Source organism: Xanthomonas nasturtii, assembly GCF_023337365.3.
Classification (GTDB): Bacteria; Pseudomonadota; Gammaproteobacteria; order Xanthomonadales; family Xanthomonadaceae; genus Xanthomonas; species Xanthomonas nasturtii.
The window spans coordinates 1101519-1127523 of sequence record NZ_CP142084.2; the positions used below are offsets into that span (position 1 = coordinate 1101519).

31 protein-coding genes are annotated in these 26005 nt (G+C 61.4%); all 31 read left to right on the forward strand.

Translation table 11 applies throughout. From position 1 onward, the window contains the following. The first annotated feature begins 17 nt into the window (after window positions 1-17). The 31 genes from rplK to rplO all read left to right on the forward strand — a co-directional run bounded on the left by rplK (window position 18) and on the right by rplO (window position 26004). Window positions 18-446 carry a 50S ribosomal protein L11 gene (gene rplK, locus M3O59_RS04740; RefSeq protein WP_008574191.1) on the forward strand — a complete coding sequence of 143 codons (429 nt, stop codon included), beginning with the start codon at window positions 18-20 and terminating at the stop codon, window positions 444-446. A gap of 3 nt (window positions 447-449) precedes the next feature. Beyond that, window positions 450-1148, forward strand: coding sequence for a 50S ribosomal protein L1 (gene rplA, locus M3O59_RS04745; protein WP_064634194.1), 699 nt, complete (start codon window positions 450-452; stop codon window positions 1146-1148). A 545-nt stretch (window positions 1149-1693) separates the two neighbouring features. Then, window positions 1694-2227 carry a 50S ribosomal protein L10 gene (rplJ, locus tag M3O59_RS04750; protein WP_116905547.1) on the forward strand — a complete coding sequence of 178 codons (534 nt, stop codon included), beginning with the start codon at window positions 1694-1696 and terminating at the stop codon, window positions 2225-2227. Window positions 2228-2281: 54 nt separating this feature from the next. Continuing rightward, entirely contained in the window at window positions 2282-2647 is a 366-nt protein-coding gene (rplL, locus tag M3O59_RS04755) for a 50S ribosomal protein L7/L12 (protein ID WP_064634195.1), read from the forward strand. Window positions 2648-2942: 295 nt separating this feature from the next. Beyond that, window positions 2943-7094, forward strand: a complete 4152-nt coding sequence (rpoB, locus tag M3O59_RS04760; RefSeq protein ID WP_064634196.1) for a DNA-directed RNA polymerase subunit beta — start codon at window positions 2943-2945, stop codon at window positions 7092-7094. 154 nt (window positions 7095-7248) lie between these two features. Beyond that, entirely contained in the window at window positions 7249-11466 is a 4218-nt protein-coding gene (rpoC, locus tag M3O59_RS04765) for a DNA-directed RNA polymerase subunit beta' (protein WP_064634197.1), read from the forward strand. 219 nt (window positions 11467-11685) lie between these two features. After that, on the forward strand, window positions 11686-12060 hold the full coding sequence (rpsL, locus tag M3O59_RS04770; protein ID WP_002811712.1) for a 30S ribosomal protein S12: 375 nt from the start codon (window positions 11686-11688) through the stop codon (window positions 12058-12060). A gap of 12 nt (window positions 12061-12072) precedes the next feature. Beyond that, window positions 12073-12540: a 30S ribosomal protein S7 gene (rpsG, locus tag M3O59_RS04775; protein WP_005993356.1), complete on the forward strand. Its 468-nt coding sequence runs from the start codon at window positions 12073-12075 to the stop codon at window positions 12538-12540. Between the two features lie 137 nt (window positions 12541-12677). Further along, a complete protein-coding gene (gene fusA, locus M3O59_RS04780) occupies window positions 12678-14795 on the forward strand; it encodes an elongation factor G (RefSeq protein WP_116905548.1) in 2118 nt (705 codons plus the stop codon). Between the two features lie 49 nt (window positions 14796-14844). After that, entirely contained in the window at window positions 14845-16035 is a 1191-nt protein-coding gene (gene tuf, locus M3O59_RS04785; protein ID WP_064634192.1) for an elongation factor Tu, read from the forward strand. 458 nt (window positions 16036-16493) lie between these two features. Next, window positions 16494-16805, forward strand: coding sequence for a 30S ribosomal protein S10 (gene rpsJ, locus M3O59_RS04790; RefSeq protein WP_003486723.1), 312 nt, complete (start codon window positions 16494-16496; stop codon window positions 16803-16805). Window positions 16806-16816: 11 nt separating this feature from the next. Further along, the gene (gene rplC / locus M3O59_RS04795) at window positions 16817-17467 is read left to right on the forward strand and encodes a 50S ribosomal protein L3 (protein WP_011036123.1); all 651 of its coding nucleotides are present in this window, start codon (window positions 16817-16819) and stop codon (window positions 17465-17467) included. Window positions 17468-17479: 12 nt separating this feature from the next. After that, entirely contained in the window at window positions 17480-18085 is a 606-nt protein-coding gene (rplD, locus tag M3O59_RS04800) for a 50S ribosomal protein L4 (protein ID WP_016900669.1), read from the forward strand. Continuing rightward, window positions 18082-18381, forward strand: coding sequence for a 50S ribosomal protein L23 (gene rplW, locus M3O59_RS04805; RefSeq protein WP_002811694.1), 300 nt, complete (start codon window positions 18082-18084; stop codon window positions 18379-18381). The genes rplD and rplW overlap by 4 nt, the downstream gene beginning before the upstream one ends. Window positions 18382-18391: 10 nt before the next feature. Next, window positions 18392-19219 (forward strand): 50S ribosomal protein L2, encoded by an 828-nt coding sequence (gene rplB / locus M3O59_RS04810; RefSeq protein WP_003486715.1) that lies wholly within the window; start codon window positions 18392-18394, stop codon window positions 19217-19219. Window positions 19220-19225: 6 nt separating this feature from the next. Then, window positions 19226-19495, forward strand: a complete 270-nt coding sequence (rpsS, locus tag M3O59_RS04815) for a 30S ribosomal protein S19 (RefSeq protein ID WP_005993369.1) — start codon at window positions 19226-19228, stop codon at window positions 19493-19495. 12 nt (window positions 19496-19507) lie between these two features. Then, a complete protein-coding gene (rplV, locus tag M3O59_RS04820; RefSeq protein WP_002811686.1) occupies window positions 19508-19843 on the forward strand; it encodes a 50S ribosomal protein L22 in 336 nt (111 codons plus the stop codon). A gap of 17 nt (window positions 19844-19860) precedes the next feature. After that, window positions 19861-20595: a 30S ribosomal protein S3 gene (gene rpsC / locus M3O59_RS04825; protein ID WP_005993372.1), complete on the forward strand. Its 735-nt coding sequence runs from the start codon at window positions 19861-19863 to the stop codon at window positions 20593-20595. Between the two features lie 5 nt (window positions 20596-20600). Next, window positions 20601-21014 (forward strand): 50S ribosomal protein L16, encoded by a 414-nt coding sequence (rplP, locus tag M3O59_RS04830; RefSeq protein WP_003486706.1) that lies wholly within the window; start codon window positions 20601-20603, stop codon window positions 21012-21014. After that, window positions 21014-21199, forward strand: a complete 186-nt coding sequence (gene rpmC / locus M3O59_RS04835) for a 50S ribosomal protein L29 (RefSeq protein ID WP_003486703.1) — start codon at window positions 21014-21016, stop codon at window positions 21197-21199. The genes rplP and rpmC overlap by 1 nt, the downstream gene beginning before the upstream one ends. 11 nt (window positions 21200-21210) lie before the next feature. After that, window positions 21211-21480: a 30S ribosomal protein S17 gene (gene rpsQ / locus M3O59_RS04840; RefSeq protein WP_010371082.1), complete on the forward strand. Its 270-nt coding sequence runs from the start codon at window positions 21211-21213 to the stop codon at window positions 21478-21480. Between the two features lie 14 nt (window positions 21481-21494). Beyond that, window positions 21495-21863: a 50S ribosomal protein L14 gene (gene rplN, locus M3O59_RS04845; RefSeq protein WP_003486699.1), complete on the forward strand. Its 369-nt coding sequence runs from the start codon at window positions 21495-21497 to the stop codon at window positions 21861-21863. A gap of 15 nt (window positions 21864-21878) precedes the next feature. Next, window positions 21879-22196, forward strand: coding sequence for a 50S ribosomal protein L24 (gene rplX / locus M3O59_RS04850; RefSeq protein WP_003486696.1), 318 nt, complete (start codon window positions 21879-21881; stop codon window positions 22194-22196). Between the two features lie 11 nt (window positions 22197-22207). Beyond that, a complete protein-coding gene (rplE, locus tag M3O59_RS04855; RefSeq protein ID WP_010371090.1) occupies window positions 22208-22750 on the forward strand; it encodes a 50S ribosomal protein L5 in 543 nt (180 codons plus the stop codon). Between the two features lie 18 nt (window positions 22751-22768). Next, window positions 22769-23074, forward strand: coding sequence for a 30S ribosomal protein S14 (gene rpsN, locus M3O59_RS04860; protein ID WP_005917137.1), 306 nt, complete (start codon window positions 22769-22771; stop codon window positions 23072-23074). 204 nt (window positions 23075-23278) lie between these two features. Beyond that, the gene (rpsH, locus tag M3O59_RS04865; RefSeq protein ID WP_064634200.1) at window positions 23279-23677 is read left to right on the forward strand and encodes a 30S ribosomal protein S8; all 399 of its coding nucleotides are present in this window, start codon (window positions 23279-23281) and stop codon (window positions 23675-23677) included. Between the two features lie 15 nt (window positions 23678-23692). Further along, entirely contained in the window at window positions 23693-24220 is a 528-nt protein-coding gene (rplF, locus tag M3O59_RS04870) for a 50S ribosomal protein L6 (protein WP_064634201.1), read from the forward strand. A 91-nt stretch (window positions 24221-24311) separates the two neighbouring features. Beyond that, window positions 24312-24671: a 50S ribosomal protein L18 gene (gene rplR, locus M3O59_RS04875; protein WP_010371104.1), complete on the forward strand. Its 360-nt coding sequence runs from the start codon at window positions 24312-24314 to the stop codon at window positions 24669-24671. 158 nt (window positions 24672-24829) lie between these two features. Then, on the forward strand, window positions 24830-25372 hold the full coding sequence (rpsE, locus tag M3O59_RS04880; protein ID WP_064634202.1) for a 30S ribosomal protein S5: 543 nt from the start codon (window positions 24830-24832) through the stop codon (window positions 25370-25372). Then, window positions 25365-25556: a 50S ribosomal protein L30 gene (gene rpmD, locus M3O59_RS04885; RefSeq protein WP_064634203.1), complete on the forward strand. Its 192-nt coding sequence runs from the start codon at window positions 25365-25367 to the stop codon at window positions 25554-25556. The genes rpsE and rpmD overlap by 8 nt, the downstream gene beginning before the upstream one ends. A gap of 4 nt (window positions 25557-25560) precedes the next feature. Next, the gene (gene rplO / locus M3O59_RS04890) at window positions 25561-26004 is read left to right on the forward strand and encodes a 50S ribosomal protein L15 (protein ID WP_003486676.1); all 444 of its coding nucleotides are present in this window, start codon (window positions 25561-25563) and stop codon (window positions 26002-26004) included. Window position 26005 lies beyond the last annotated feature (1 nt).

Consider the following 26005-nt stretch of genomic DNA (forward strand, 5'->3'; position numbering starts at 1 on the left):
ACCCGGAGAGTATCGAAATGGCTAAGAAGATTACTGCTTTCATCAAGCTGCAGGTCAAGGCCGGGCAGGCCAATCCTGCGCCGCCGGTTGGCCCTGCACTGGGTCAGCGCGGTCTGAACATCATGGAATTCTGCAAGGCGTTCAACGCTGCGACGTCGAAGCTGGAGCCGGGTCTGCCGACGCCGGTGATCATCACTGCGTACTCCGACCGTACCTTTACCTTCGTCACCAAGAGCACCCCTGCAAGTGTGCTGCTCAAGAAGGCCGCAGGCGTGACCTCCGGCTCGAAGCGTCCCAACACCGACAAGGTGGGCAAGGTGACGCGCAAGCAGCTGGAAGAGATCGCCAAGGTCAAGGAAGCCGATTTGACGGCAGCCGAGCTGGAAGCGGCAGTTCGCACGATTGCGGGTTCTGCCCGCAGCATGGGTTTGACGGTGGAGGGCTAAGACATGGCACAGAGCAAGCGCGTTAAGGCCATTGCGGCCGCTGTCGTTCCGGGCAAGACCTATGCCTTCGAAGACGCAATCAAGATCCTGAAGAGCGCCACCAAGGCCAAGTTCGTCGAGTCGATCGACGTTGCCGTGCGCCTGGGCGTGGACGCCAAGAAGTCCGACCAGCAGGTGCGCGGTTCCACCGTGCTGCCGGCCGGTACCGGCAAGAGCGTGCGCGTGGCAGTGTTCGCACCGGCAGGCGCCAAGGCCGACGAGGCCCTGGCTGCTGGCGCCGAGGCAGTGGGTATGGACGACCTGGCCGAGAAGATGCAGGCCGGCGACCTGAGCTACGACGTGGTCATCGCCACCCCGGACGCCATGCGTGTCGTCGGTAAGCTGGGCACCCTGCTGGGCCCGCGTGGCTTGATGCCGAACCCGAAGGTCGGCACCGTGTCGGCCAATCCGGGCGAAGCGGTCAAGAACGCCAAGTCGGGCCAGGTGCGTTACCGCACCGACAAGGCCGGCATCATCCATTGCACCATCGGCAAGGCCAGCTTCGACGACGAAGCGCTGAAGTCGAATCTGCAGGCGCTGCTGCTGGATCTGGTCAAGGCCAAGCCGGCGACCTCGAAGGGCACCTACCTGCAGAAGGTCTCGGTCAGTTCGACCATGGGTCCGGGCGTGACGGTCGACCAGTCGAGCCTGTCGCTGAAGTAATCGAATGCGTCGGGCGTCATGCGCCTGACGTGTTTGGCAGTACAGCATTGTTTTTCCGGCCCGGGCAACCGTGTGCTGGGAGTCCGTTCCCTCCTTTGGGGTAACGGACATTTTGAAGGCGATCGCCGGCATGTCCGGCGGTAGCCGTCAAAGACCGCAGGCGCGGTCAGCGCAGATCGACGACGGGCAGGGATGCTCGCACTGGCAAGGAGTCGCCGTCGATGTAGCGGGATCGCTTAATTGGTTCGTTTCGAACCGGCCGGCGTAGATGGTGTCGCCCTTCTGGAGCTTTCTGGTTTACGCGCGTCTGGGACATCCCGGATCGAGTCCACTCCAGGTCTAGAACGGCCACCAAAGGAACATCGGTCGATGTTCCCGGCTTCCAGGAAGGAGGCTGCCCTGGACCGCAACCGGCAGGAGCCGCGAGCGGAGTAGTTTGAAGCGGGGATGAGCGATTCGGCATTTGGGATTGGCAACGGCGGCGTGATCGCTGTGACGAATCCCGAATCACCAATCCCGAATCCCAGCTTTAACGGAGGAGTGCAATGGCTCTCAATCTGTCCCAGAAGCAAGAAGTAGTCGCCGAGCTGGCAGACATCGCCGCCAAGGCCCACTCCCTGATCGCCGCCGAATACGCTGGCACCACGGTCTCCCAGATGACCGCGATGCGTAAGCAGGCCCGCGAAACCGGCGTGTTCTTGAAAGTTGTCAAGAACACCCTGGCTGCGCGCGCCGTTGAAGGTACTGATTTCGCTGTCGCTGCTGACAAGCTGGTCGGTCCTTTGCTGTATGCGTTTTCGATGGATGAGCCCGGCGCAGCCGGTCGCCTGATCAAGGAATTTGCCAAGAGCAACGACAAGCTGCAGGCCAAGGTCGTGTCCATCGGCGGGGAGCTGTTCCCGGCTGGTCACGTCGACGTGTTGGCATCGCTGCCGACCCGTGACCAGGCCCTGGCCATGCTGGCCCGCGTGCTGTCCGAACCGGCTGCCATGTTCGCCCGTGCCGTCAAGGCCGTTGGCGACAAGCAGGGTGGCGGCGACGAAGCCGCCGCGCCGGTCGCCGAGACTGCCGAAGCTTGATGTCCTAGCGTTCGCTAGAACCCCAATCCAGAAAATCATTTAAAGGTAATCACAATGTCCCTTACCAACGAACAGATCGTCGACGCCATCGCCGAGAAGTCCCTGATGGAAGTGATGGAGCTGGTCAAGGCCATCGAAGAGAAGTTCGGCGTCTCCGCCGCTGCCCCGGTCGCTGCTGCTGCAGCTGGCCCCGCTGCCGTGGTCGAAGAGCAGACCGAATTCAACGTGGTGCTGGTCAACTGTGGCGCCAACAAGGTCGGCGTCATTAAGGCCGTCCGCGCCGTGACCGGCCTGGGTCTGAAGGAAGCCAAGGATCTGACCGAAGCCGGTGGCATCCTGAAGGAAGGCGCGTCCAAGGACGAAGCCGAGAAGATCAAGAAGGAACTGACCGAAGTCGGCGCGACCGTCGAAGTCAAGTAAGCAACACCTTGCATCGCCAGCGTTTCATGGTGATGCACCAAAGGCTGGGAGCGTCAAGCTCCCGGCCTTTGGCCGTTGATGGAAAGCCGGGATTTGAGAGTCGGCATTCGGGATTCGAAGACAATCTTCGCTAATCCCCAATCTCGTCATCCTCAATCCCCGCGTCACCGAGTTGGTAGTTGGAAGTAGCGGGAGAAGGCGTGCTGGTGCCGGCAATACCAGCGACTTCCAACTGACAATTTTGTTATTTCAGGGCCGCCGCGACGTGGCCCCCGCAGCCTAGGGTGAAGACCTCATGACGTCTTATTCGTTCACCGAAAAAAAGCGTATCCGCAAGGATTTCGGTAAGCAGCGCTCGATTCTCGAAGTGCCGTTCCTGCTTGCCATCCAGGTGGATTCCTACCGCGAATTCCTGCAGGAAGACGTGGAGCCGAACAAGCGTAAGGACCTCGGTCTGCACGCGGCATTGAAGTCGGTGTTCCCGATCTCCAGCTACAGCGGCAACGCTGCGCTGGAGTACGTGGGCTACAAGCTGGGTCAGCCGGTGTTTGACGAGCGTGAATGTCGTCAGCGCGGCATGAGCTATGGCGCGCCGCTGCGCGTGACCGTGCGCCTGGTGATCTACGACCGCGAGTCGTCGACCAAGGCGATCAAGTACGTGAAGGAGCAGGAGGTCTATCTCGGCGAAATTCCGCTGATGACCGGCAACGGCACCTTCATCGTCAACGGCACCGAGCGCGTGATCGTCTCGCAGCTGCACCGCTCGCCGGGCGTGTTCTTCGACCACGACCGTGGCAAGACCCACAGCTCGGGCAAGCTGCTGTACAGCGCCCGCATCATTCCGTACCGCGGTTCCTGGCTGGACTTCGAGTTCGACCCGAAGGATGCGCTGTTCACCCGTATCGACCGTCGCCGCAAGCTGCCGGTGTCGATCCTGTTGCGTGCGCTCGGCTACAACAACGAAGAGATGTTGGCCGAGTTCTTCGAGATCAACACCTTCCACATCAACCCGGACGAAGGCGTACAGCTGGAGCTGGTGCCGGAGCGTCTGCGTGGTGAAACGCTGAACTTCGACTTGGCCGATGGCGACAAGGTCATCGTGGAAGCGGGCAAGCGCATCACTGCCCGTCACGTCAAGCAGCTGGAAGCCGCCGGCGTTGCCGCGCTGGCCGTGCCGGACGACTACCTGGTCGGCCGCATCCTGTCGCACGACGTGGTCGATGGCTCCACCGGCGAACTGCTGGCCAATGCCAACGACGAGATCAGCGAAGACCAGCTGGCCGCGTTCCGCAAGGCCGGCGTCGACGCGGTCGGCACCCTGTGGGTGAACGATCTGGATCGTGGCCCGTACCTGTCCAACACCTTGCGCATCGATCCGACCAAGACGCAGCTGGAAGCGCTGGTGGAAATCTACCGCATGATGCGTCCGGGCGAGCCGCCGACCAAGGAAGCTGCGCAGAACCTGTTCCACAACCTGTTCTTTACCTTCGAGCGCTACGACCTGTCGACGGTCGGCCGCATGAAGTTCAACCGTCGCGTCGGCCGCAAGGAAGTGCTGGGCGAGTCGGTGCTGTACGACAAGAAGTACTTTGCCGAGCGTAACGACGAAGAATCCAAGCGTCTGGTCGCCGAGCACACCGACACCTCCGACATCCTGGAAGTGATCAAGGTGCTCACCGAAATCCGCAACGGTCGCGGCGTGGTCGATGACATCGATCACCTGGGTAACCGTCGTGTGCGTTCGGTCGGCGAAATGGCCGAAAACGTGTTCCGCGTCGGCCTGGTCCGCGTCGAGCGCGCGGTCAAGGAGCGCTTGTCGATGGCCGAATCCGAAGGCCTGACCCCGCAGGAACTGATCAACGCCAAGCCGGTTGCAGCGGCGATCAAGGAATTCTTCGGCTCCTCTCAGCTGTCGCAGTTCATGGACCAGAACAACCCGCTGTCGGAAGTGACGCACAAGCGTCGCGTCTCCGCACTGGGCCCGGGCGGTCTGACCCGCGAACGCGCAGGCTTCGAAGTGCGCGACGTGCATCCGACCCACTACGGCCGCGTCTGCACCATCGAAACGCCGGAAGGTCCGAACATCGGCCTGATCAACTCGCTGGCCGTGTTCGCCCGCACCAACCAGTACGGCTTCCTCGAGACCCCGTACCGTAAGGTGCTGGACGGCAAGGTCTCCGACGACGTCGAATACCTGTCGGCGATCGAGGAAAACGAGTACGTGATCGCCCAGGCGAACGCACTGACCGACGCCAAGAACATGCTCACCGAGCAGTTCGTGCCGTGCCGGTTCCAGGGCGAGTCGCTGTTGAAGCCGCCGGCAGAAGTCCACTTCATGGACGTCTCGCCGATGCAGACCGTGTCGGTCGCCGCGGCGCTGGTGCCCTTCCTCGAGCACGATGACGCGAACCGCGCACTGATGGGCGCCAACATGCAGCGCCAGGCCGTGCCGACGCTGCGTTCGCAGAAGCCGCTGGTTGGTACCGGTATCGAGCGTGCGGTTGCGCGCGACTCGGGCGTGACCGTGAATGCGTTGCGTGGTGGCGTGATCGAGCAGATCGACGCGGCCCGCATCGTGGTCAAGGTCAACGAGGCAGAAATCGGCGGCGGCACCGATGCCGGCGTGGATATCTACAACCTGATCAAGTACACCCGCTCCAACCAGAACACCTGCATCAACCAGCGTCCGCTGGTGAACGTGGGCGACGTGATCGCGCGCGGCGACGTGCTGGCCGACGGCCCGTCCACCGACATCGGTGAACTGGCGCTGGGTCAGAACATGCTGATCGCCTTCATGCCGTGGAACGGCTACAACTTCGAAGACTCCATCCTGCTCTCCGAGCGCGTGGTGGAAGAGGATCGCTACACCACGATCCACATCGAAGAACTGACCTGCGTTGCACGCGACACCAAGCTGGGGCCGGAGGAAATTTCCGCCGACATCCCGAACGTGTCCGAGCAGGCCTTGAACCGTCTGGACGAGTCCGGCGTGGTGTACATCGGTGCGGAAGTGCGCGCCGGCGACATCATGGTCGGCAAGGTCACGCCGAAGGGCGAAAGCCAGCTGACCCCGGAAGAAAAGCTGCTGCGTGCGATCTTCGGTGAGAAGGCGTCCGACGTGAAGGACAGCTCGCTGCGCGTGCCCCCGGGCATGGACGGCACCGTCATCGACGTGCAGGTCTTCACCCGCGACGGTATCGAGAAGGACAAGCGTGCGCGTCAGATCGAAGAGTCTGAAATCAAGCGCGTCAAGAAGGACTTCGATGACCAGTTCCGCATCCTGGAAGCGGCCATCTACGCACGTCTGCGCTCGCAGATCGTGGGCAAGGTTGCCAATGGCGGTGCGAACCTGAAGAAGGGCGACAACGTCACCGACGCGTATCTGGACGGGCTGAAGAAGTCCGATTGGTTCCAGCTGCGCATGAAGGACGAAGACGCTGCCGACGCCATCGAACGCGCGCAGAAGCAGATCCAGGCGCACGAGAAGGAATTTGAAGCACGTTTTGCCGACAAGCGCGGCAAGATCACCCAGGGCGATGACCTCGCACCGGGCGTGCTGAAGATGGTCAAGGTGTTCCTGGCCGTGAAGCGCCGCATCCAGCCGGGCGACAAGATGGCAGGCCGCCACGGCAACAAGGGTGTGGTCTCCAATGTGGTGCCGGTCGAGGACATGCCGTACATGGCCACCGGCGAGCCGGTCGACATCGTGCTGAACCCGCTCGGCGTGCCGTCGCGTATGAACATCGGCCAGATTCTGGAAGTGCATCTGGGCTGGGCTGCCAAGGGCCTGGGTCGCAAGATCCAGCGCATGCTGGAAGCGCAGGCGGCGGTCAGCGAGCTGCGCAAGTTCCTGGACGACATCTACAACCACGACAACGCGATCAATGCACAGCGTGTGGATCTGTCGCAGTTCAGCGATGAGGAATTGCTCAACCTGGGCAAGAATCTGATCGACGGCGTGCCGATGGCCACCCCGGTGTTCGACGGTGCCAGCGAAGCGGAAATCAAGCGCATGCTGGAACTGGCCGAACTGCCGCAGAGCGGTCAGACCCAGTTGTACGACGGTCGTACCGGCGAAGCGTTCGATCGCAAGACCACGGTCGGCTACATGCACTACCTGAAGTTGAACCACTTGGTCGACGACAAGATGCATGCACGTTCGACCGGCCCGTACTCGCTCGTCACCCAGCAGCCGCTGGGCGGCAAGGCGCAGTTCGGTGGTCAGCGCTTCGGCGAAATGGAAGTCTGGGCGCTGGAAGCCTACGGCGCGGCCTACACCCTGCAGGAAATGCTGACGGTGAAGTCCGACGACGTGCAGGGCCGCAACCAGATGTACAAGAACATCGTCGATGGTGAGCACGAGATGGTCGCGGGCATGCCGGAATCCTTCAACGTGTTGGTGAAGGAAATCCGCTCGCTGGCGATCAACATGGAACTGGAAGAGTAAGAGCCGGGACCGGCGACAGGGGACCGGGGACCCCGGAGGGACAGGAGCCAAGCGCTCTTGATCTTCGGGGTCCCCGGTCCCGGATCCCCGGTCCCGAACAGATCTCTGCGCGTTCCATCTCAGATACGAAATTCCTCCGACCCGGAGATATCCAATGAAAGACCTGCTCAACCTCTTCAATCAACAGCGCCAGACGCTGGATTTCGACGCGATCAAGATCGCGCTGGCCTCGCCTGACCTGATCCGTTCGTGGTCCTACGGCGAAGTGAAGAAGCCCGAAACCATCAACTACCGCACCTTCAAGCCCGAGCGTGACGGCCTGTTCTGCGCCGCCATCTTCGGACCGATCAAGGATTACGAGTGCCTGTGCGGCAAGTACAAGCGCATGAAGCACCGTGGTGTGGTCTGCGAAAAGTGCGGCACCGAAGTCACCCTGGCCAAGGTGCGCCGCGAGCGCATGGGGCACATCGACCTGGCCTCGCCGGTCGCGCACATCTGGTTCCTCAAGTCGCTGCCCTCGCGCATCGGTTTGATGCTGGACATGACCCTGCGTGACATCGAGCGCGTGCTGTACTTCGAAGCCTACGTCGTCACCGAGCCGGGCCTGACCCCGCTTGAGCGCCGCCAGCTGCTGACCGAAGAGCAGTACCTCACCGCACGTCAGGAGTACAACGACGACTTCGACGCCGCCATGGGCGCCGAGGCCGTGTACGAACTGCTGCGCACGATCGACCTGCAGTCGGAAATGACCCGTCTGCGCGAGGAAATCGCCAGCACCGGTTCGGAAACCAAGCTCAAGCGACTGACCAAGCGCATCAAGCTGATCGAAGCCTTCCTGGAATCGGGTAACCGTCCGGAATGGATGGTCATGACGGTGCTTCCCGTGCTGCCGCCGGATCTGCGTCCGCTGGTGCCGCTGGATGGCGGCCGCTTCGCGACCTCGGATCTGAACGATCTGTATCGCCGCGTGATCAACCGCAACAACCGTCTGCGTCGTCTGCTGGAGCTCAATGCGCCGGACATCATCGTGCGCAACGAAAAGCGCATGCTGCAGGAATCGGTGGATGCGCTGCTGGACAACGGCCGTCGCGGCCGTGCCATCACCGGCACCAACAAGCGTCCGCTGAAGTCGCTGGCCGACATGATCAAGGGCAAGCAGGGCCGGTTCCGTCAGAACCTGCTCGGCAAGCGCGTGGACTACTCCGGCCGTTCGGTCATCACCGTCGGTCCGTACCTCAAGCTGCACCAGTGCGGCCTGCCGAAGAAGATGGCGCTGGAGCTGTTCAAGCCGTTCGTGTTCGCCAAGTTGCAGCGTCGTGGCCTGGCCACCACCATCAAGGCCGCCAAGAAGCTGGTCGAGCGCGAAGAAGCCGAAGTCTGGGACATCCTGGAAGAAGTGATCCGCGAGCATCCGGTGCTGTTGAACCGCGCACCGACCCTGCACCGTCTGGGCATCCAGGCGTTCGAGCCGGTGTTGATCGAAGGCAAGGCCATCCAGCTGCATCCGCTGGTGTGTACCGCGTTCAACGCCGACTTCGACGGTGACCAGATGGCCGTCCACGTGCCGCTCTCGCTGGAAGCCCAGCTGGAAGCGCGTGCGCTGATGATGTCCACCAACAACATCCTGTCGCCGGCCAACGGCGAGCCGATCATCGTGCCGTCGCAGGACGTCGTGTTGGGCCTGTATTACATGAGCCGCGCCCTGGAGAACAAGAAGGGCGAGGGCATGGTGTTCGCCAACACCAGCGAAGTGAAGCGCGCCTACGACAACCGCGTGGTGGAACTGCACGCCAAGGTCAAGGTCCGTATCACCCAGGTGGACGTGGACGCTGTCGATGGAAAGCGCACCAGCGGTACCTCGATCGTGGACACCACGGTCGGTCGTGCGCTGCTGAGCGAGATCCTGCCCGAAGGCCTGCCGTTCCAGCTGGCCAATACCGAGATGACCAAGAAGAACATCTCGCGTCTGATCAACTCCAGCTACCGTCTGCTGGGCTTGAAGGACACCGTCGTGTTCGCCGACAAGCTGATGTACACCGGCTATGCCTACGCTACCCGCGCAGGCGTGTCGATCGGCATCGACGACATGCTGATCCCGGACGAGAAGAAGGGCATCCTCACCGAGGCAGAAGCCGAAGTGCTGGAAATCCAGGAGCAGTACCAGTCGGGTCTGGTCACCGCCGGCGAGCGCTACAACAAGGTCGTGGACATCTGGTCGCGTACCAGCGAGCGCATCGCCAAGGCTATGATGGACACCATCGGTACCGAAAAGGTCGAGAACGCCAAGGGCGAGACCATCGACCAGAAGTCGATGAACTCGCTGTACATCATGGCCGACTCCGGTGCCCGTGGTAGCCAGGCGCAGATCCGTCAGCTGGCCGGTATGCGCGGCCTGATGGCGCGTCCGGACGGCTCGATCATCGAGACGCCCATCAAGGCGAACTTCCGCGAAGGCCTGAACGTGCAGGAGTACTTCAACTCCACCCACGGCGCGCGTAAGGGTCTGGCCGATACCGCGCTGAAGACCGCGAACTCGGGTTACCTGACCCGTCGTCTGGTCGACGTTGCGCAGGACGTGGTGATCACCGAAGTCGATTGCGGCACCACCGAAGGGTTGATCATGACCCCGATCGTGGAAGGCGGCGACGTGGTGGAGCCGTTGAAGGAGCGCGTGCTGGGCCGTGTGGTGGCCGAGGACGTGTACCTGCCGGGCAACGACGAAGAACCGATCGTCACCCGCAACACGCTGCTCGACGAAGCCTGGGTTGCCAAGCTGGAAGACGCCAGCGTGCAGTCGGTGAAGGTGCGTTCGACGATCAGCTGCGAATCCTCGTTCGGCGTGTGCGCACGCTGCTACGGTCGCGATCTTGCACGTGGTCACCAGGTCAACATCGGCGAAGCGGTTGGCGTCATCGCTGCACAGTCGATCGGTGAGCCGGGTACCCAGCTGACCATGCGTACGTTCCACATCGGTGGCGCGGCATCGCGTGCGGCTGCGATCGACAACATCACCGTCAAGACCACCGGTTCGGTGAAGTTCAACAACCTCAAGTCGGTGGCGCATGCCAGCGGCGCGTTGGTTGCGGTCTCGCGTTCGGGTGAACTGTCCGTGCTCGACGGCCATGGCCGCGAGCGCGAGCGCTACAAGCTGCCGTACGGCGCTACCATCACCGCCAAAGACGGCGATGCGGTCAAGGCCGGGCAGGGTGTGGCGAACTGGGATCCGCATAACCACCCGATCGTGTCGGAAGTGGCCGGTTTCATCCGCTTCATCGACTTCGTCGACGGCGTCACCGTCATCGAGAAGACCGACGAACTGACCGGTCTGGCCTCGCGAGAAATCACCGACCCGAAGCGTCGCGGTGCGCATGCCAAGGAACTGCGCCCGATCGTGCGCATCGTCGACGGCAAGGGCAACGACCTGACCATCCCGAATACGGATCTGCCGGCCCAGTACCTGCTGCCGCCGCGCTCCATCGTCAACCTGCAGGACGGTGCTGCCGTCGGCGTGGGCGACGTGGTGGCGAAGATTCCGCAGGAGGCGTCCAAGACCCGCGACATCACCGGTGGTCTGCCGCGCGTTGCCGACCTGTTCGAAGCGCGCAAGCCGAAGGATCCGGCGATCCTGGCCGAGCGCTCGGGCATCATCAGCTTCGGTAAGGACACCAAGGGCAAGCAGCGCCTGATCATCAAGGACACCGATGGTTCGGAACACGAAGAGCTGATCCCCAAGTACCGCCAGATCATCGTGTTCGAAGGCGAGCATGTGACCAAGGGCGAGACCGTGGTGGACGGCGAGCCGAGCCCGCAGGACATCCTGCGTCTGCTGGGTGTCGAGCCGCTGGCCGCGTATCTGGTCAAGGAAATCCAGGACGTATATCGCCTGCAGGGCGTGAAGATCAACGACAAGCATATCGAGGTGATCACCCGTCAGATGCTGCGTAAGGTCGAGATCGTCGATCAGGGCACCAGCAAGTTCCTCAACGGCGAGCAGGTCGAGCGTCAGCGCGTCATCGAGGAAAATGCCCGCCTGATCAAGCGCAACGAACTGCCTGCCAAGTACGATCCGGTGCTGCTGGGTATCACCAAGGCGTCGCTTGCCACCGAGTCGTTCATCTCGGCGGCATCGTTCCAGGAGACCACTCGCGTGTTGACCGAGGCTGCCGTGCGCGGTACCCGCGACAACCTGCGCGGTCTGAAGGAAAACGTGATCGTGGGTCGCCTGATCCCGGCCGGTACCGGTCTGGCGTACCACGCCGGACGTCGCAAATCTTCGGGTCTGACCGACTCGGAAATGGAAACGCTGTCGGGTAAGCCGACAGTCGCCGAACCGGTCGCAGCTGTGGCCGACGCTGGCGCGGACGAGGAGTAAGCGCTCCGACGGCGGTCGCAAGGCCGCCGTAAGCCAAGCGAAAGGGAGGGCAGGAGGCCCTCCGTTTTCCGGCCTTTGGATGGGTCAGCAGGTTCAGATTCCGTGAAGTTGACGGAGTTTCGTCCTGCCAGCTATACTTCTCTGTCTCGGTGGGCCGGTCACGGCCTGCCTTTGTTTTCGTGTAGGCCACCTCGGCCTCTCAATCAGAAGAATCAACTGATGACGACGATCAATCAGCTGGTCCGCAAGCCTCGGCAAGCGACCACCTACAAGAGTGCCTCCCCGGCACTGGACAAGTGTCCGCAGCGCCGTGGCGTCTGCACACGCGTCTATACCACCACCCCGAAGAAGCCGAACTCGGCCCTGCGTAAAGTCGCCAAGGTGCGTCTGACGAACCAGGAAGAGGTCATCAGCTACATCGGTGGTGAAGGCCACAACCTGCAGGAGCACTCCGTGGTCCTGATTCGCGGTGGCCGCGTCAAGGATCTTCCCGGTGTGCGTTATCACACCGTCCGTGGTTCGCTGGACGCCGCCGGCGTCGCAAAGCGCCGTCAAGGTCGTTCCAAGTACGGCGCCAAGCGCCCGAAGAGCTAAGGAAATACTCAAATGTCCCGTAAAGGTTCTACTCCGCAGCGCACCGTCCTGCCAGATCCAAAGCATGGCAGCGAAACCATTGCCCGCTTCATCAATATGGTGATGCAAAGTGGCAAGAAGTCGGTTGCTGAGAAAATTGTCTATGGCGCAATGGACGTCATTGGCGAAAAGAATCCGAATGCCGTCGAGCTGGTGCAGAAAGCACTGGACAACGTGGCCCCGGCTGTCGAAGTTAAATCGCGTCGCGTTGGTGGTGCTACCTATCAGGTGCCCGTCGAAGTGCGCTCATCCCGTCGCATGGCGCTGGCAATGCGCTGGTTGATCGATTCCGCGCGCAAGCGTGGTGAGAACACCATGCCGCGCAAGCTGGCTGCAGAACTGCTGGACGCCTCGGAAAGCCGCGGCGGCGCGATCAAGAAGCGCGAAGAGACCCACCGTATGGCGGAGGCGAACAAGGCGTTCGCACATTACCGCTGGTGACCTCGTGGGCCTTGGTAACGGGGCCCTTCAGCACCATATGAGTGCTGTTTGCGACGCATCTTGCGTCGCATCAAATCCGAAGGCCGCCGAAAGGCGGCGTTCGGCCATCCGAATTCCAAGAAATTGAGAGGCTCCCCGTGGCCCGCACCACCCCTATCGAGCGTTACCGCAACTTCGGCATCATGGCCCACATCGATGCCGGCAAGACCACCACTTCCGAGCGCATCCTGTTCTACACCGGTGTGAGTCACAAGATCGGCGAAGTCCATGACGGCGCTGCAGTGATGGACTGGATGGAGCAGGAGCAGGAGCGTGGTATCACCATCACCTCCGCTGCGACCACTGCGTTCTGGTCGGGCATGGACAAGTCCATGCAGCAGTATCGCTTCAACATCATCGACACCCCCGGGCATGTCGACTTCACCATCGAAGTGGAGCGCTCCTTGCGCGTGCTCGACGGTGCGGTGTTCGTGCTGTGTGCCGTCGGTGGCGTGCAGCCGCAGTCCGAGACCGTGTGGCGTCAGGCCAACAAGTATTCCGTGCCGCGCATGGCCTTCGTCAACAAGATGGACCGTACCGGTGCCAACTTCGACAAGGTCGTTGAGCAGCTGAAGGCCCGTCTGGGTGCGTATGCCGTGCCGATGCAGGTGCCGATCGGTGCCGAAGATGGCTTCGAGGGCGTCGTCGACCTGCTGAAGATGAAGGCGATCCATTGGGATGCCGCGTCGCAGGGCACCACCTTCGAATACCGCGATATCCCGGCCGATCTGGTCGAGATCGCGACCGAGGCGCGTTCGTTCATGGTGGAAGCGGCTGCTGAAGCCAGCGAAGACCTGATGGACAAGTACCTCAACGAAGGCGACCTGAGCGAAGAAGAGATCATCGCCGGTCTGCGCGAGCGCACCCTGAAGGTCGAAATCGTGCCGGTGTTCTGTGGCTCGGCGTTCAAGAACAAGGGTGTGCAGGCCATGCTTGACGGCGTCGTGCACCTGTTGCCGTCGCCGGCCGACCGTCCGCCGGTTGCAGGTATCGACGAAGACGAGAAGGAAGACACGCGCGCGGCGAGCGATACGGCGCCGTTCTCGGCGTTGGCGTTCAAGATCATGACCGACCCGTTCGTGGGCTCGCTGACGTTCTTCCGTGTCTATTCGGGCACGCTGAACTCCGGCGACCAGGTCTATAACCCGGTCAAGTCGAAGAAAGAGCGCGTGGGCCGCATCCTGCAGATGCATTCCAACAATCGCGAAGAGATCAAGGAAGTGCGCGCTGGTGACATCGCCGCTGCCGTGGGTCTGAAGGACGTCACCACCGGCGACACGCTGTGTGCGCAGGACAAGATCATCACCCTGGAACGCATGGTGTTCCCGGAGCCGGTGATCTCGATGGCGGTGGAGCCGAAGACCAAGTCGGACCAGGAAAAGATGGGCATGGCCCTGGGCCGTCTGGCGCAGGAAGATCCCTCGTTCCGCGTCAAGACCGACGAAGAATCCGGCCAGACCATCATCTCGGGTATGGGCGAGTTGCACCTGGACATCATCGTCGACCGCATGCGTCGCGAGTTCAATGTCGAGGCCAACGTCGGCAAGCCGCAGGTGGCCTACCGCGAAACGATCCGCAAGTCCGACGTCAAGTCCGACTACAAGCACGCCAAGCAGTCCGGTGGTAAGGGTCAGTACGGTCACGTGGTGATCGAGCTGTCGCCGATGACCGAGGAAGAGCGCAAGAGTGACAACGTCAAGGACGATTTCCTGTTCGTCAACGACATCACCGGCGGCATTATCCCGAAGGAATTCATCCCCTCGGTCGAAAAGGGTCTGCGCGAGACGATCACCAGTGGTCCGATCGCCGGCTTCCCGGTTGTGGGCGTCAAGGTCAAGCTGGTGTTCGGCTCGTACCATGACGTCGACTCCTCGGAAATGGCGTTCAAGCTGGCCGCATCGATGGCGTTCAAGCAGGGCTTCGCAAAAGCCAGCCCGGTGTTGCTGGAGCCGATCATGAAAGTCGAAATCGTCAGTCCAGAGGATTACCTGGGTGACGTGATGGGCGACGTGAGCCGCCGTCGTGGCGTGTTGCAGGGTCAGGACGACAGCCCGTCGGGCAAGATCATCAATGCGATGATTCCGCTGGGTGAGATGTTCGGTTACGCGACGTCGCTGCGCTCGATGAGCCAGGGTCGTGCGACGTTCTCGATGGAATTCGACCATTACGAAGAGGCGCCGGCCAACATCGCCGACGCCGTCACCAAGAAGGGCTGAGTTCGCTCAGCCGCTTCAAACAAAATTTTTCAATTAGAGGTTGTGATTCATGGGAAAAGCTAAATATATTCGCGAAAAGCTGCACGTTAACGTCGGCACCATTGGTCACGTCGACCATGGCAAGACCACGTTGACCGCTGCGCTGACCAAGATCGGTGCCGAGCGTTTCGGTGGCGAGTTCAAGGCGTACGACGCGATCGACGCAGCGCCGGAAGAGAAGGCGCGTGGTATCACGATCTCGACCGCGCACGTTGAATATGAGTCCGCAGTTCGCCATTACGCGCACGTCGACTGCCCCGGCCACGCCGACTACGTCAAGAACATGATCACCGGTGCGGCGCAGATGGACGGCGCGATCCTGGTGTGTTCGGCTGCCGACGGTCCGATGCCGCAGACCCGTGAGCACATCCTGCTCTCGCGTCAGGTCGGTGTGCCGCACATCGTCGTGTTCCTGAACAAGGCCGACATGGTCGACGACGCCGAGCTGCTCGAGCTGGTCGAGATGGAAGTGCGTGAGCTGCTGAGCAAGTACGACTTCCCGGGCGACGACACTCCGATCATCCACGGTTCGGCCCGTCTGGCGCTGGACGGCGATCAGAGCGACATCGGTGTGCCGGCGATCCTGAAGCTGGTCGAAGCCCTGGATACCTTCATTCCGGATCCGACCCGCGACGTCGACCGTCCGTTCCTGATGCCGGTGGAAGACGTGTTCTCGATCTCGGGTCGTGGCACCGTGGTGACCGGTCGTATCGAGCGCGGCATCATCAAGGTCGGCGACGAAATCGAAATCGTCGGTATCCGCGACACGCAGAAGACCACCGTCACCGGTGTGGAAATGTTCCGCAAGTTGCTGGACCAGGGTCAGGCAGGCGATAACGCCGGTCTGCTGCTGCGCGGCACCAAGCGTGACGACGTCGAGCGTGGCCAGGTGCTGTGCAAGCCGGGTTCGATCAAGCCGCACACCGAGTTCGAAGCCGAGGTCTACGTGCTGTCCAAGGACGAGGGTGGCCGTCATACCCCGTTCTTCAAGGGCTACCGTCCGCAGTTCTACTTCCGTACCACCGACATCACTGGCGCCTGCCAGTTGCCGGAAGGCGTGGAAATGGTGATGCCGGGCGACAACGTGAAGATGGTCGTGACCCTGATCAACCCGGTCGCGATGGACGAAGGTCTGCGCTTCGCCATCCGTGAAGGTGGCCGTACCGTCGGCGCCGGCGTGGTTGCCAAGATCATCAAGTAAGACCCGCCTGCAGTCCGGCAACCTAGGTTGCCGGCGCAGCCAAAAGGGTCGGCGCAAGCCGGCCCTTTTTTGTTAGCGGAAATGCTGCTGGCGCCTGCCGCCTTTTTTGTTCTGGCTGCTTGCGAGGACGGAAATCCCTCGCTATAATGTGCGGCTCGATGTCCCTGGGTAGGGCGCCGAGTTACAGCGAAAAGAACGGCAGGACGCCGCTCGTGTTCGCCAGACCGGGAAGGTCGCGTTGCGTGGGGCACTCAACAACTCACGTGTTGTTGACGGTGCTCTGGTTGCGCACTATACTTTTCCGTCTGGGCAGGCCGGTTTACCGGGCTGCCTCAGTTTTTGGGCGGAGGAAATGCCCTCGCTGACAGGATTGCGGCGAATTCATCAACGTCAGGAATATCGGGGCAGGTATCCCAGAGGCCTTGCCCGTCGCTCTTTTAACGAAGGAAGCTTCCGTCATGTCGGAACAAAAGATCCGGATTCGGTTGAAGGCGTTCGATCATCGTTTGATCGACCGTTCGGCCAGCGAGATCGTCGAAACGGCTAAGCGGACCGGCGCGCAAGTGCGTGGCCCGATCCCGTTGCCGACCAAGATCGAACGTTACACCATCCTCGTATCCCCGCATGCCGACAAGGATGCGCGTGACCAATACGAAACCCGCACGCACAAGCGTGTGCTCGATATCGTCGACCCGAACGACAAGACCGTGGACGCGCTGATGAAGCTCGAACTCGCGGCTGGCGTCGACGTCCAGATCAAGCTCACCTGAGGACTACGACCATGACGAAGAAATATTCGTTGGGCTTCGTGGGCCGCAAGGCTGGTATGAGCCGCGTCTTCACTGAAGACGGTCGCTCGGTACCGGTCACGCTGATCGAAGCAACTCCGAACCGCATCGCGCAGATCAAGACCGTCGAAGTTGACGGCTACAGCGCCGTGCAGATTACCGTTGGCGCGCGTCGCGCCGCACTGGTCAACAAGCCGGCCGCCGGTCACTTCGCCAAGGCGAAGGTCGAAGCGGGTCGTGGCTTGTGGGAATTCCGCGTTGAAGATGCGCAGCTCGGCGATTTCGCCGTCGGCGGCGAAATCAAGGCGGACATCTTCGAGGTCGGCCAGAAGGTCGACGTCCAGGGCGTCACCAAGGGTAAGGGTTTCCAGGGCACCATCAAGCGCTACAACTTCCGTATGGGCGATGCAACTCACGGTAACTCGCTGTCGCATCGCGCGCCGGGTTCGTTGGGTCAGCGCCAGACCCCGGGTCGCGTTTTCCCGGGCAAGAAGATGTCGGGCCACATGGGCGCCGTGCAGCAAAGCACGCAAAACCTGGAAGTGGTCAAGGTCGACGTCGAGCGTGGTCTGATTGCTATCCGCGGCGCCGTGCCTGGCGCAGCTGGTGGCGACGTGATCGTCCGTCCGGCGAGCAAGGCATAAGGAGAGATGACGATGGAACTCGTTATCACGGGTAGCAACAACAAGGTCTCGGTCTCCGATGCCGTGTTCGGTCGCGAATTCAGCGAAGATCTGGTTCACCAGGTCGTCGTCGCTTATCGCAACGCCGGTCGCGCTGGTACCAAGGCACAGAAGACGCGTTCGGAAGTTGCGGGCACGACCAAGAAGTCGAAGAAGCAGAAGGGCGGCGGCGCGCGTCATGGCGCGTTGACGGCTCCGATCTTCGTCGGCGGCGGCGTGACCTTCGCGGCCAAGCCGCGCAGCTTCGAGCAGAAAGTCAACCGCAAGATGTACCGTGCGGCCATCTGCGCGATCTTCTCTGAGCTTAACCGCCAGGGTCGCCTGATGATCGTCGATGCGTTCGACGTCGAAACCACCAAGACCCAGGGTCTGATCGAGAAGCTCAAGGGACTGGACGTGGGCAAGCGCCCGCTGATCGTCACCGAAGAAGCCTCCGAGCACCTGTATCTGTCCGCTCGCAATCTGCCGTATGTGCAGGTGCGTGATGTGCAGGGTCTGGATCCGGTCGCTCTGGTCGGGGCCGATACGGTCGTGATCACCGCCGATGCGGTCAAGAAGGTCGAGGAGTGGCTGGCATGAGCAGCAACGAAAAAATCTTCAGCGTGCTGCGTGCTCCGCGAGTCTCCGAAAAGACCGCGCGCCTGCAGGAAATCTCCAACCAGTATGTCTTCGAAGTTTCGAACGAAGCCACCAAAGCCGATGTAAAGGCCGCGGTCGAGCAGCTGTTCGACGTCAAGGTCAAGGCAGTCAACGTGGTCAACGTCAAGGGCAAGAGCAAGTCCTTCCGTAACCGTGCTGGCAGCCGTGGCAATTGGCGCAAGGCGTACGTCCGCCTGGTTGATGGTCAGTCCATCGACGTAACGGCCAAGGCCTGAGGTCCATCCCATGCCATTGATGAAGTTCAAACCCACCTCTCCCGGCCGTCGTTCCGCCGTGCGCGTGGTTACTCCCGATCTGCACAAGGGCGCACCGCATGCGGCGCTGCTCGATTCGCAGAGCAAGTCCGGTGGCCGTAACCACCATGGCCGCATCACCGTGCGTCACGTCGGTGGTGGCCACAAGCAGCACTACCGCATCATCGACTTCAAGCGCAACAAGGAAGGCATTCCGGCGCGTGTGGAGCGGATCGAATACGATCCGAACCGTACCGCTCATATCGCCCTGCTGTGCTATGTCGACGGCGAGCGCCGCTACATCATCGCCCCGAAGGGTCTGAAGGCTGGCGATCAGGTCATTGCCGGTGCCAACGCGCCGATCAAGACCGGTAACACGCTGCCGCTGCGTAACATCCCGGTCGGTACGACGGTTCACGGTATCGAGCTGAAGCCGGGTAAGGGCGCTCAGATCGCACGTGCTGCCGGTGCAGCCGTCCAGCTGGTCGCTCGCGAAGGCATCTATGCCACGCTGCGTCTGCGCTCGGGCGAAATGCGCAAGGTGCCGGTCGAATGCCGCGCCACCATCGGCGAAGTCGGCAACGACGAGCACAACCTCGAGAAGTTGGGCAAGGCCGGCGCCAAGCGTTGGCGCGGTGTTCGCCCGACCGTTCGCGGTGCGGCCATGAACCCGGTCGATCACCCGCACGGTGGTGGTGAAGCGAAGGCTGGTCAGGGTAATCCGCATCCGGTCACCCCGTGGGGTGTCCCGACCAAGGGTTACAAGACGCGCAAGAACAAGCGCACCCAGCAGTTCATCGTCCGCGATCGTAGGGGCTAATCGACCATGGCACGTTCACTCAAGAAGGGCCCGTTCGTCGATCACCACCTTGCAAAGAAGGTGGAGTCTGCTGCGGGTAGCAAGAAGCCGATCAAGACCTGGTCGCGCCGTTCGATGATCCTGCCCGAAATGGTAGGCATCACCATCGCCGTGCATAACGGCAAGAACCACATTCCGGTGCTCGTCAACGAGAATATGGTCGGCCACAAGCTCGGCGAATTTGCCGTCACCCGGACCTTCAAGGGTCACGGTGGCGACAAGAAGTCGAGCAGGTAAGGAGAGATGACGATGGAAGCGAAAGCAATCCTGCGCACCGCGCGCATCTCCCCGCAGAAGGCCCGCCTGGTCGCTGACCAGGTGCGTGGTTTGTCCGCCGAGCGTGCGGTCAATCTGCTGAAGTTCTCGGATAAAAAGGCTGCACACCTGATCAAAAAGGTTGTGGAGTCGGCGATTGCCAATGCCGAAAACAATCAGGGCGCGGATGTCGACGAGCTGAAGGTCAAGACCATCATGGTTGATGAAGGTCCGTCCCTGAAGCGTTTCATGGCGCGGGCGAAAGGCCGCGGTACCCGCATCCTCAAGCGCACCAGTCACATCACTGTGATTGTCGGCGCCGCCAAGTAAGCGGAAAGGAAAAGACCATGGGTCATAAAGTTCATCCGACTGGAATCCGTCTTGGTATCTCCAAAGACTGGAACTCCAAGTGGTACGCAAACAAGGGCGATTTCGCTGCCTATCTGGCAGCCGACCTGAAAGTGCGTGAAATGCTGCGCAAGAAGCTCGCGCAGGCAGGTGTCAGCAAGATCTTGATCGAGCGCCCTGCCAAAACCGCCCGCGTGACGATCCACACCGCCCGTCCGGGCGTGGTGATCGGCAAGCGTGGCGAGGACATCGAAAAGCTGCGTAAGGAAGTGAGCGAGCTGATGGGCGTTCCGGCGCACATCAACGTCACCGAAGTGCGCAAGCCGGAGCTGGATGCGCAGCTGGTCGCCGAGTCGATCGCGCAGCAGCTTGAGCGTCGCATCATGTTCCGCCGTGCAATGAAGCGCTCGGTCGGTAACGCGATGCGCCTGGGTGCCCTGGGCATCAAGGTCAATGTGGCTGGCCGCCTCAACGGTGCAGAAATCGCCCGTTCGGAGTGGTACCGCGAAGGCCGCGTGCCGCTGCACACGCTACGTGCCGACATTGATTACGGTTTTGCCGAAGCGTCCACGACGTACGGCATCATCGGGATCAAGGTCTGGATCTATAAGGGCGAGGTTTTCGACTTCTCCCAGGTTGGCCAGGAAAAGCAGGACGACAGCCCGCGCAACGATCGTAACGATCGCGGCGACCGTGGTGACCGCCCGTCGCGCCCGGCTCGTGAAGCGAGGTAACGGCAATGTTGCAACCCAAGCGAACCAAATATCGCAAGATGCACAAGGGCCGCAATGACGGCCTGGCATGGAGCGGAAACGCCGTCAGCTTCGGCGAATACGGCCTCAAGGCCACGGCGCACGGTCAGCTGACCGCACGCCAGATTGAAGCAGCACGTCGCACGATCAGCCGCCACGTCAAAAAGGGCGGCAAGATGTGGATCCGTGTGTTCCCCGACAAGCCGATCACCAAGAAGCCGATCGAGGTCCGCATGGGCTCCGGTAAGGGCAACGTGGAGTACTGGGTCGCGCAGATTCAGCCGGGCCGCATGATCTATGAAATCGAGGGTATTCCCGAAGAGACCGCACGTGAGGCGTTCCGCCTTGCCGCTGCAAAGCTCTCGGTGACCACCACTTTCGTGACCCGGACGGTGCGCTGATGGATATCAAACAACTCCGCGAGAAGTCGGCTGACGAACTGAAGGCCCACCTGACCGATCTGCGTAAGGAGCAGTTCTCGCTCCGTATGCAGCAGGTCACCGGCCAGCTGCCGAAGACCCACGAAACCCGCCGGGTGCGCCGCGAGATTGCTCGCGTCAAGCACCTGCTCGGCAGCACCAAGTAAGGACGGCCGCGATGAGCGACAACAACGAAAAGCAAGCGCTGCGCACGGTCGAAGGCCGTGTCGTCAGCAACAAGATGGACAAGACGGTCACCGTGTTGGTGGAGCGCCAGGTCAAGCATGCTCTGTACGGCAAGTACATCAAGCGCTCGACCAAGCTGCACGCACACGACGCCGACAATGCCTGCAACGAAGGCGACGTCGTGCGTGTGACCGAGATTGCTCCGATGTCCAAGACCAAGAACTGGCGGGTGGTGGAAATCGTCACCCGTTCGGCTGAATAAGGGAGATCTGAATCATGATCCAGATGCAGAGCTACCTCGACGTCGCCGACAATTCGGGCGCCAAGGAAGTGATGTGCATCAAGGTGCTGGGCGGCTCGAAGCGCCGCTACGCACACATTGGTGACATCATCAAGGTGACCGTCAAGGACGCCATTCCGCGTGGCAAGGTCAAGAAAGGCGAAGTCTACGACGCCGTCGTGGTGCGTACCCGCAAGGGTGTGCGCCGTCCCGACGGTTCGCTGATCCGCTTCGATGGCAACGCCGCTGTGCTGTTGAACAATAAGCAGGAGCCGATCGGGACCCGCATCTTCGGGCCGGTGACGCGCGAGCTGCGTTCCGAGAAGTTCATGAAGATCGTCTCGCTCGCTCCCGAAGTGCTGTGAGCGGAGGACATACACATGGCTAACCGTATCAAGAAGGGCGACCAGGTCGTCATCAACACCGGCAAGGACAAGGGTAAGCAGGGTGAAGTTGTGCGCGTGGACGGCGATCGCGTGATCGTTTCCAACGCCAACGTCATCAAGCGCCACACCAAGCCGAACCCGCAGGCAGGCGTTGCCGGCGGCGTGGTCGAGCGTGAAGCGTCGATCCATATCTCCAACGTCAATATCGTCAACCCGGCAACGGGCAAGGGCGAGCGCGTTGGCTTCAAGGTGCTGGAGGATGGACGCAAATTGCGTGTGTTCCGCTCCAGCGGTGAGGCGCTTGACGCCTGAGGAATGAGATCATGAACACTCGTCTCGAAAAGTTTTACAAGGAAAACGTGGTGCCGGCCCTGATGAAGGAATTCGGCTACACCAATCCGATGGAAGTGCCGAAGCTGGTCAAGGTCACGCTCAACATGGGCGTGGGCGAAGCCGCTACCAACAAGAAGATTCTGGAAAATGCGGTCGCCGACATGTCCAAGATCTCCGGTCAAAAGCCGGTGGTCACCAAGTCGCGCGTTTCGGTCGCATCCTTCAAGATTCGTGACGGTTGGCCGATCGGCTGCAAGACCACCTTGCGTCGCGCCAAGATGTACGAATTCCTGGATCGCCTGATCAACATCTCGTTGCCGCGCGTGCGCGACTTCCGTGGTGTGTCCGGTCGCTCCTTCGACGGTCGTGGCAATTTCAACATGGGTGTGAAGGAACAGATCATCTTCCCGGAAATCGATTTCGACGCTGTCGATGCGATTCGCGGTATGGATATCGCCATCACCACCACCGCCAAGACGGATGCGGAAGCGAAGGCGCTGCTGGCAGCGTTCAAGTTCCCGTTCCGTAACTGACCGTCGAGGAAATCCGAAATGGCAAAGACCTCCATGATCCACCGCGACATCAAGCGTGCAAAGTTGGCGAAGAAGTTTGCCGGCAAGCGTGATGCGCTGAAGAAGATCCTCTCCAGCCAGGATGCGTCCTACGAAGAGAAGATCGATGCATCGACCAAGTTGCAGAAGCTGCCGCGCGATTCGTCGCCGAGCCGCCACCGCAACCGTTGCGAGCTGTCCGGTCGTCCGCGCGGTGTCTACCGCAAGTTCGGTCTGGGTCGCAACATGCTGCGCAAGGCCACGATGAACGGCGACGTTCCGGGCCTGCGTAAGGCAAGCTGGTAACAGCATTCCGGCCGTTCGCGGCCGGTTCGAGCAGGTTGGTCCTGTTCAACAAGGGAGTCCGGCGCAAGTCGGGCTCTTTTGTCGTATACTTCCGCTTCTGTCTTGCCCGTACGGGCCTGGCATGGCGTCAAGGGTCCTGGCCCGTCCCCAGGAAAACACAAGATTTTCGCGAAAGCGGATATCGGTGCACTCAAAGGTACTCACATGAGCATGACTGATCCCATCGCCGACCTGCTGGTTCGCATCAAGAATGCGGCCGCGGTTGGTAAGCAGACGGTGAAATTGCCGTCGTCCAAGATCAAGGTTGCGATCGCCCAGGTCCTGAAGGACGAAGGTTATATCGCCGACCTGCGCGTTACGGCCACCGAAAACAACAAGTCGGAGCTGGAAATCGTGCTGAAGTATTTCGAAGGCCGTCCGGTCATTGAGACCCTGAAGCGTTTCTCGCGCTCGGGTCTGCGTCAGTACCGCGGCAAGACCGAGCTGCCCAAGGTCCTCGGTGGCCTGGGTATCGCCATCATCTCCACGTCGAAGGGCATCATGACCGATGCGCAGGCTCGCGAAGCCGGCGTTGGTGGTGAAGTCCTGTGCTTCGTGGCCTAAGGGAAGGAATCGAACATGTCCCGTGTAGCCAAGAAGCCTGTGTCCCTTCCGAAGGGTGTTGAGCTCAACGTCCAGCCTGAGCTGGTCAGCGTCAAGGGCCCGAAGGGCACGTTGACCCTGCCGAAGCCGGTGGGCGTGGAAATCGCCATCGACGGCGATGTTGCAACCCTGTCGGCGAACGATCCGTCGCAGCTGGCCATCACCGGCACCGTGCGCGCCATTCTGGCCAATATGGTCAAGGGCGTGTCCGAAGGCTTCGAGCGCAAGCTCGAGCTGGTCGGCGTCGGTTACCGTGCTGCCATGCAGGGCAAGGACCTGAGCCTGGCGCTCGGTTTCTCGCACCCGTTGGTGTTCGTGGCGCCGGAAGGCATCACGCTGTCGACCCCGACCCAGACCGAAATCGTGGTCCAGGGCGCCGACAAGCAGCGCGTCGGTGAAGTCGCCGCCAAGATTCGCGGTTTCCGTCCGCCGGAGCCCTATAAGGGCAAGGGTGTGAAGTACGCCGGTGAAGTCATCATTCGCAAGGAAGCCAAGAAGGCGTAAGGCAGGTTCCTCTGCGGGGAGCCCGGCCATCCATGGCCGGACTTCTTATTGCAAAAGCCTGTTTTCCTTCAGCTTCCGTAGGACACATATCATGAGCATCAACAAGAACATCGCCCGTCTGCGTCGCGCCAAGTCCACCCGTTCGCACATCCGTGAGCTGGGCGTCGCCCGTCTGTCGGTGCTGCGCACCGGTCAGCATCTGTACGCGCAGGTCTTCACTGCCGACGGCTCCAAGGTGATCGCTGCTGCGAACACCCTGCAGGCCGACGTCAAGGACGGCCTGAAGAATGGCAAGAACAGCGATGCGGCCGTCAAGGTCGGTAAGCTGATCGCCGAGCGCGCCAAGGCTGCGGGCATCGAGAAGGTCGCATTCGACCGCTCGGGCTATCGCTATCACGGCCGCATCAAGGCGCTCGCCGATGCAGCTCGCGAAGGCGGCCTGCAGTTCTAAGCACTGCTGCGGGTGTGGTCATCGACCACATCCGCGATACCGCCGGCAGGGAGATGCCGGACTGTCCCGTTCTTTTGCAACGGTGCCGGGAACACAGCGTGACTCCACAACCATAAGCGGCTTCGAGCCGTACATACTCAATCAATCAAGGAATCAAGATGGCAGAAGAACGTGCACCGCGGGGTCGTGATCGCGACCGTAACCGCGAAGAGAAAGTCGACGATGGCATGATCGAAAAGCTGGTCGCGGTCAATCGCGTCAGCAAGACGGTCAAGGGCGGTCGCCAATTCACCTTCACCGCGCTGACCGTGGTCGGCGATGGTCTGGGCAAGGTCGGTTTCGGTTATGGCAAGGCGCGAGAAGTGCCGGTCGCCATTCAGAAGTCGATGGAGCAGGCGCGCAAGAACTTGGCCACTGTCGATCTGAACAATGGCACCCTGTGGCATGCGGTCAAGTCCGGCCATGGCGCCGCACGCGTGTACATGCAGCCGGCTTCCGAAGGTACCGGCGTCATTGCCGGCGGTGCGATGCGCGCCGTGTTGGAAGCGGTTGGCGTCAAGAACGTGCTGGCCAAGGCGGTCGGTTCGCGTAACCCGATCAACCTGGTCCGTGCAACCCTGAAGGGTCTGTCGGAAGTGCAGTCGCCGGCGCGCGTGGCTGCCAAGCGCGGCAAGAAGGTCGAGGATCTCAACCATGGCTAATGACACCAACAAGACCGTCAAGGTGCGCCTGGTGCGCGGCTTGCGTGGAACCCAGTCGCGTCACCGCCTGTCGGTGCGTGCGTTGGGCCTGAATAAGCTCAACGATGTGCGTGAACTGAAAGACAGCCCGCAGGTGCGTGGTCTGATCAACACGGTTCACTACCTCGTCAAGGTTGAGGAGTAATCCCATGACTCTGCGTCTTAATGACCTCAAGCCGGCCGACGGCGCCCGCACCGAGCGCACCCGCGTCGGTCGTGGCATCGGTTCTGGCCTCGGCAAGACCGCTGGTCGCGGTCACAAGGGTTCGTTCGCTCGCAAGGGTGGCGGCAAGATCAAGGCCGGTTTCGAAGGCGGCCAGACCCCGATGCAGCGCCGTCTGCCGAAGATCGGTTTCCGCTCCAAGATGGCGCGCGACACCGCAGAAGTGTTGTCCTACCAGCTGGACAAGCTGGATGCCGGTGATGTCGACTTTGCAGCGCTGCGTGCGGCCAATCTGGTCCCGAGCCGCGCCAAGAAGGCGAAGATCGTGCTGAAGGGCGAGCTGAGCAAGAAGTTCGTGCTGAAGGGCGTTGCGGCAACCGCAGGCGCCAAGGCAGCAATCGAAGCTGCCGGCGGCAGCGTAGAGGAGTAAT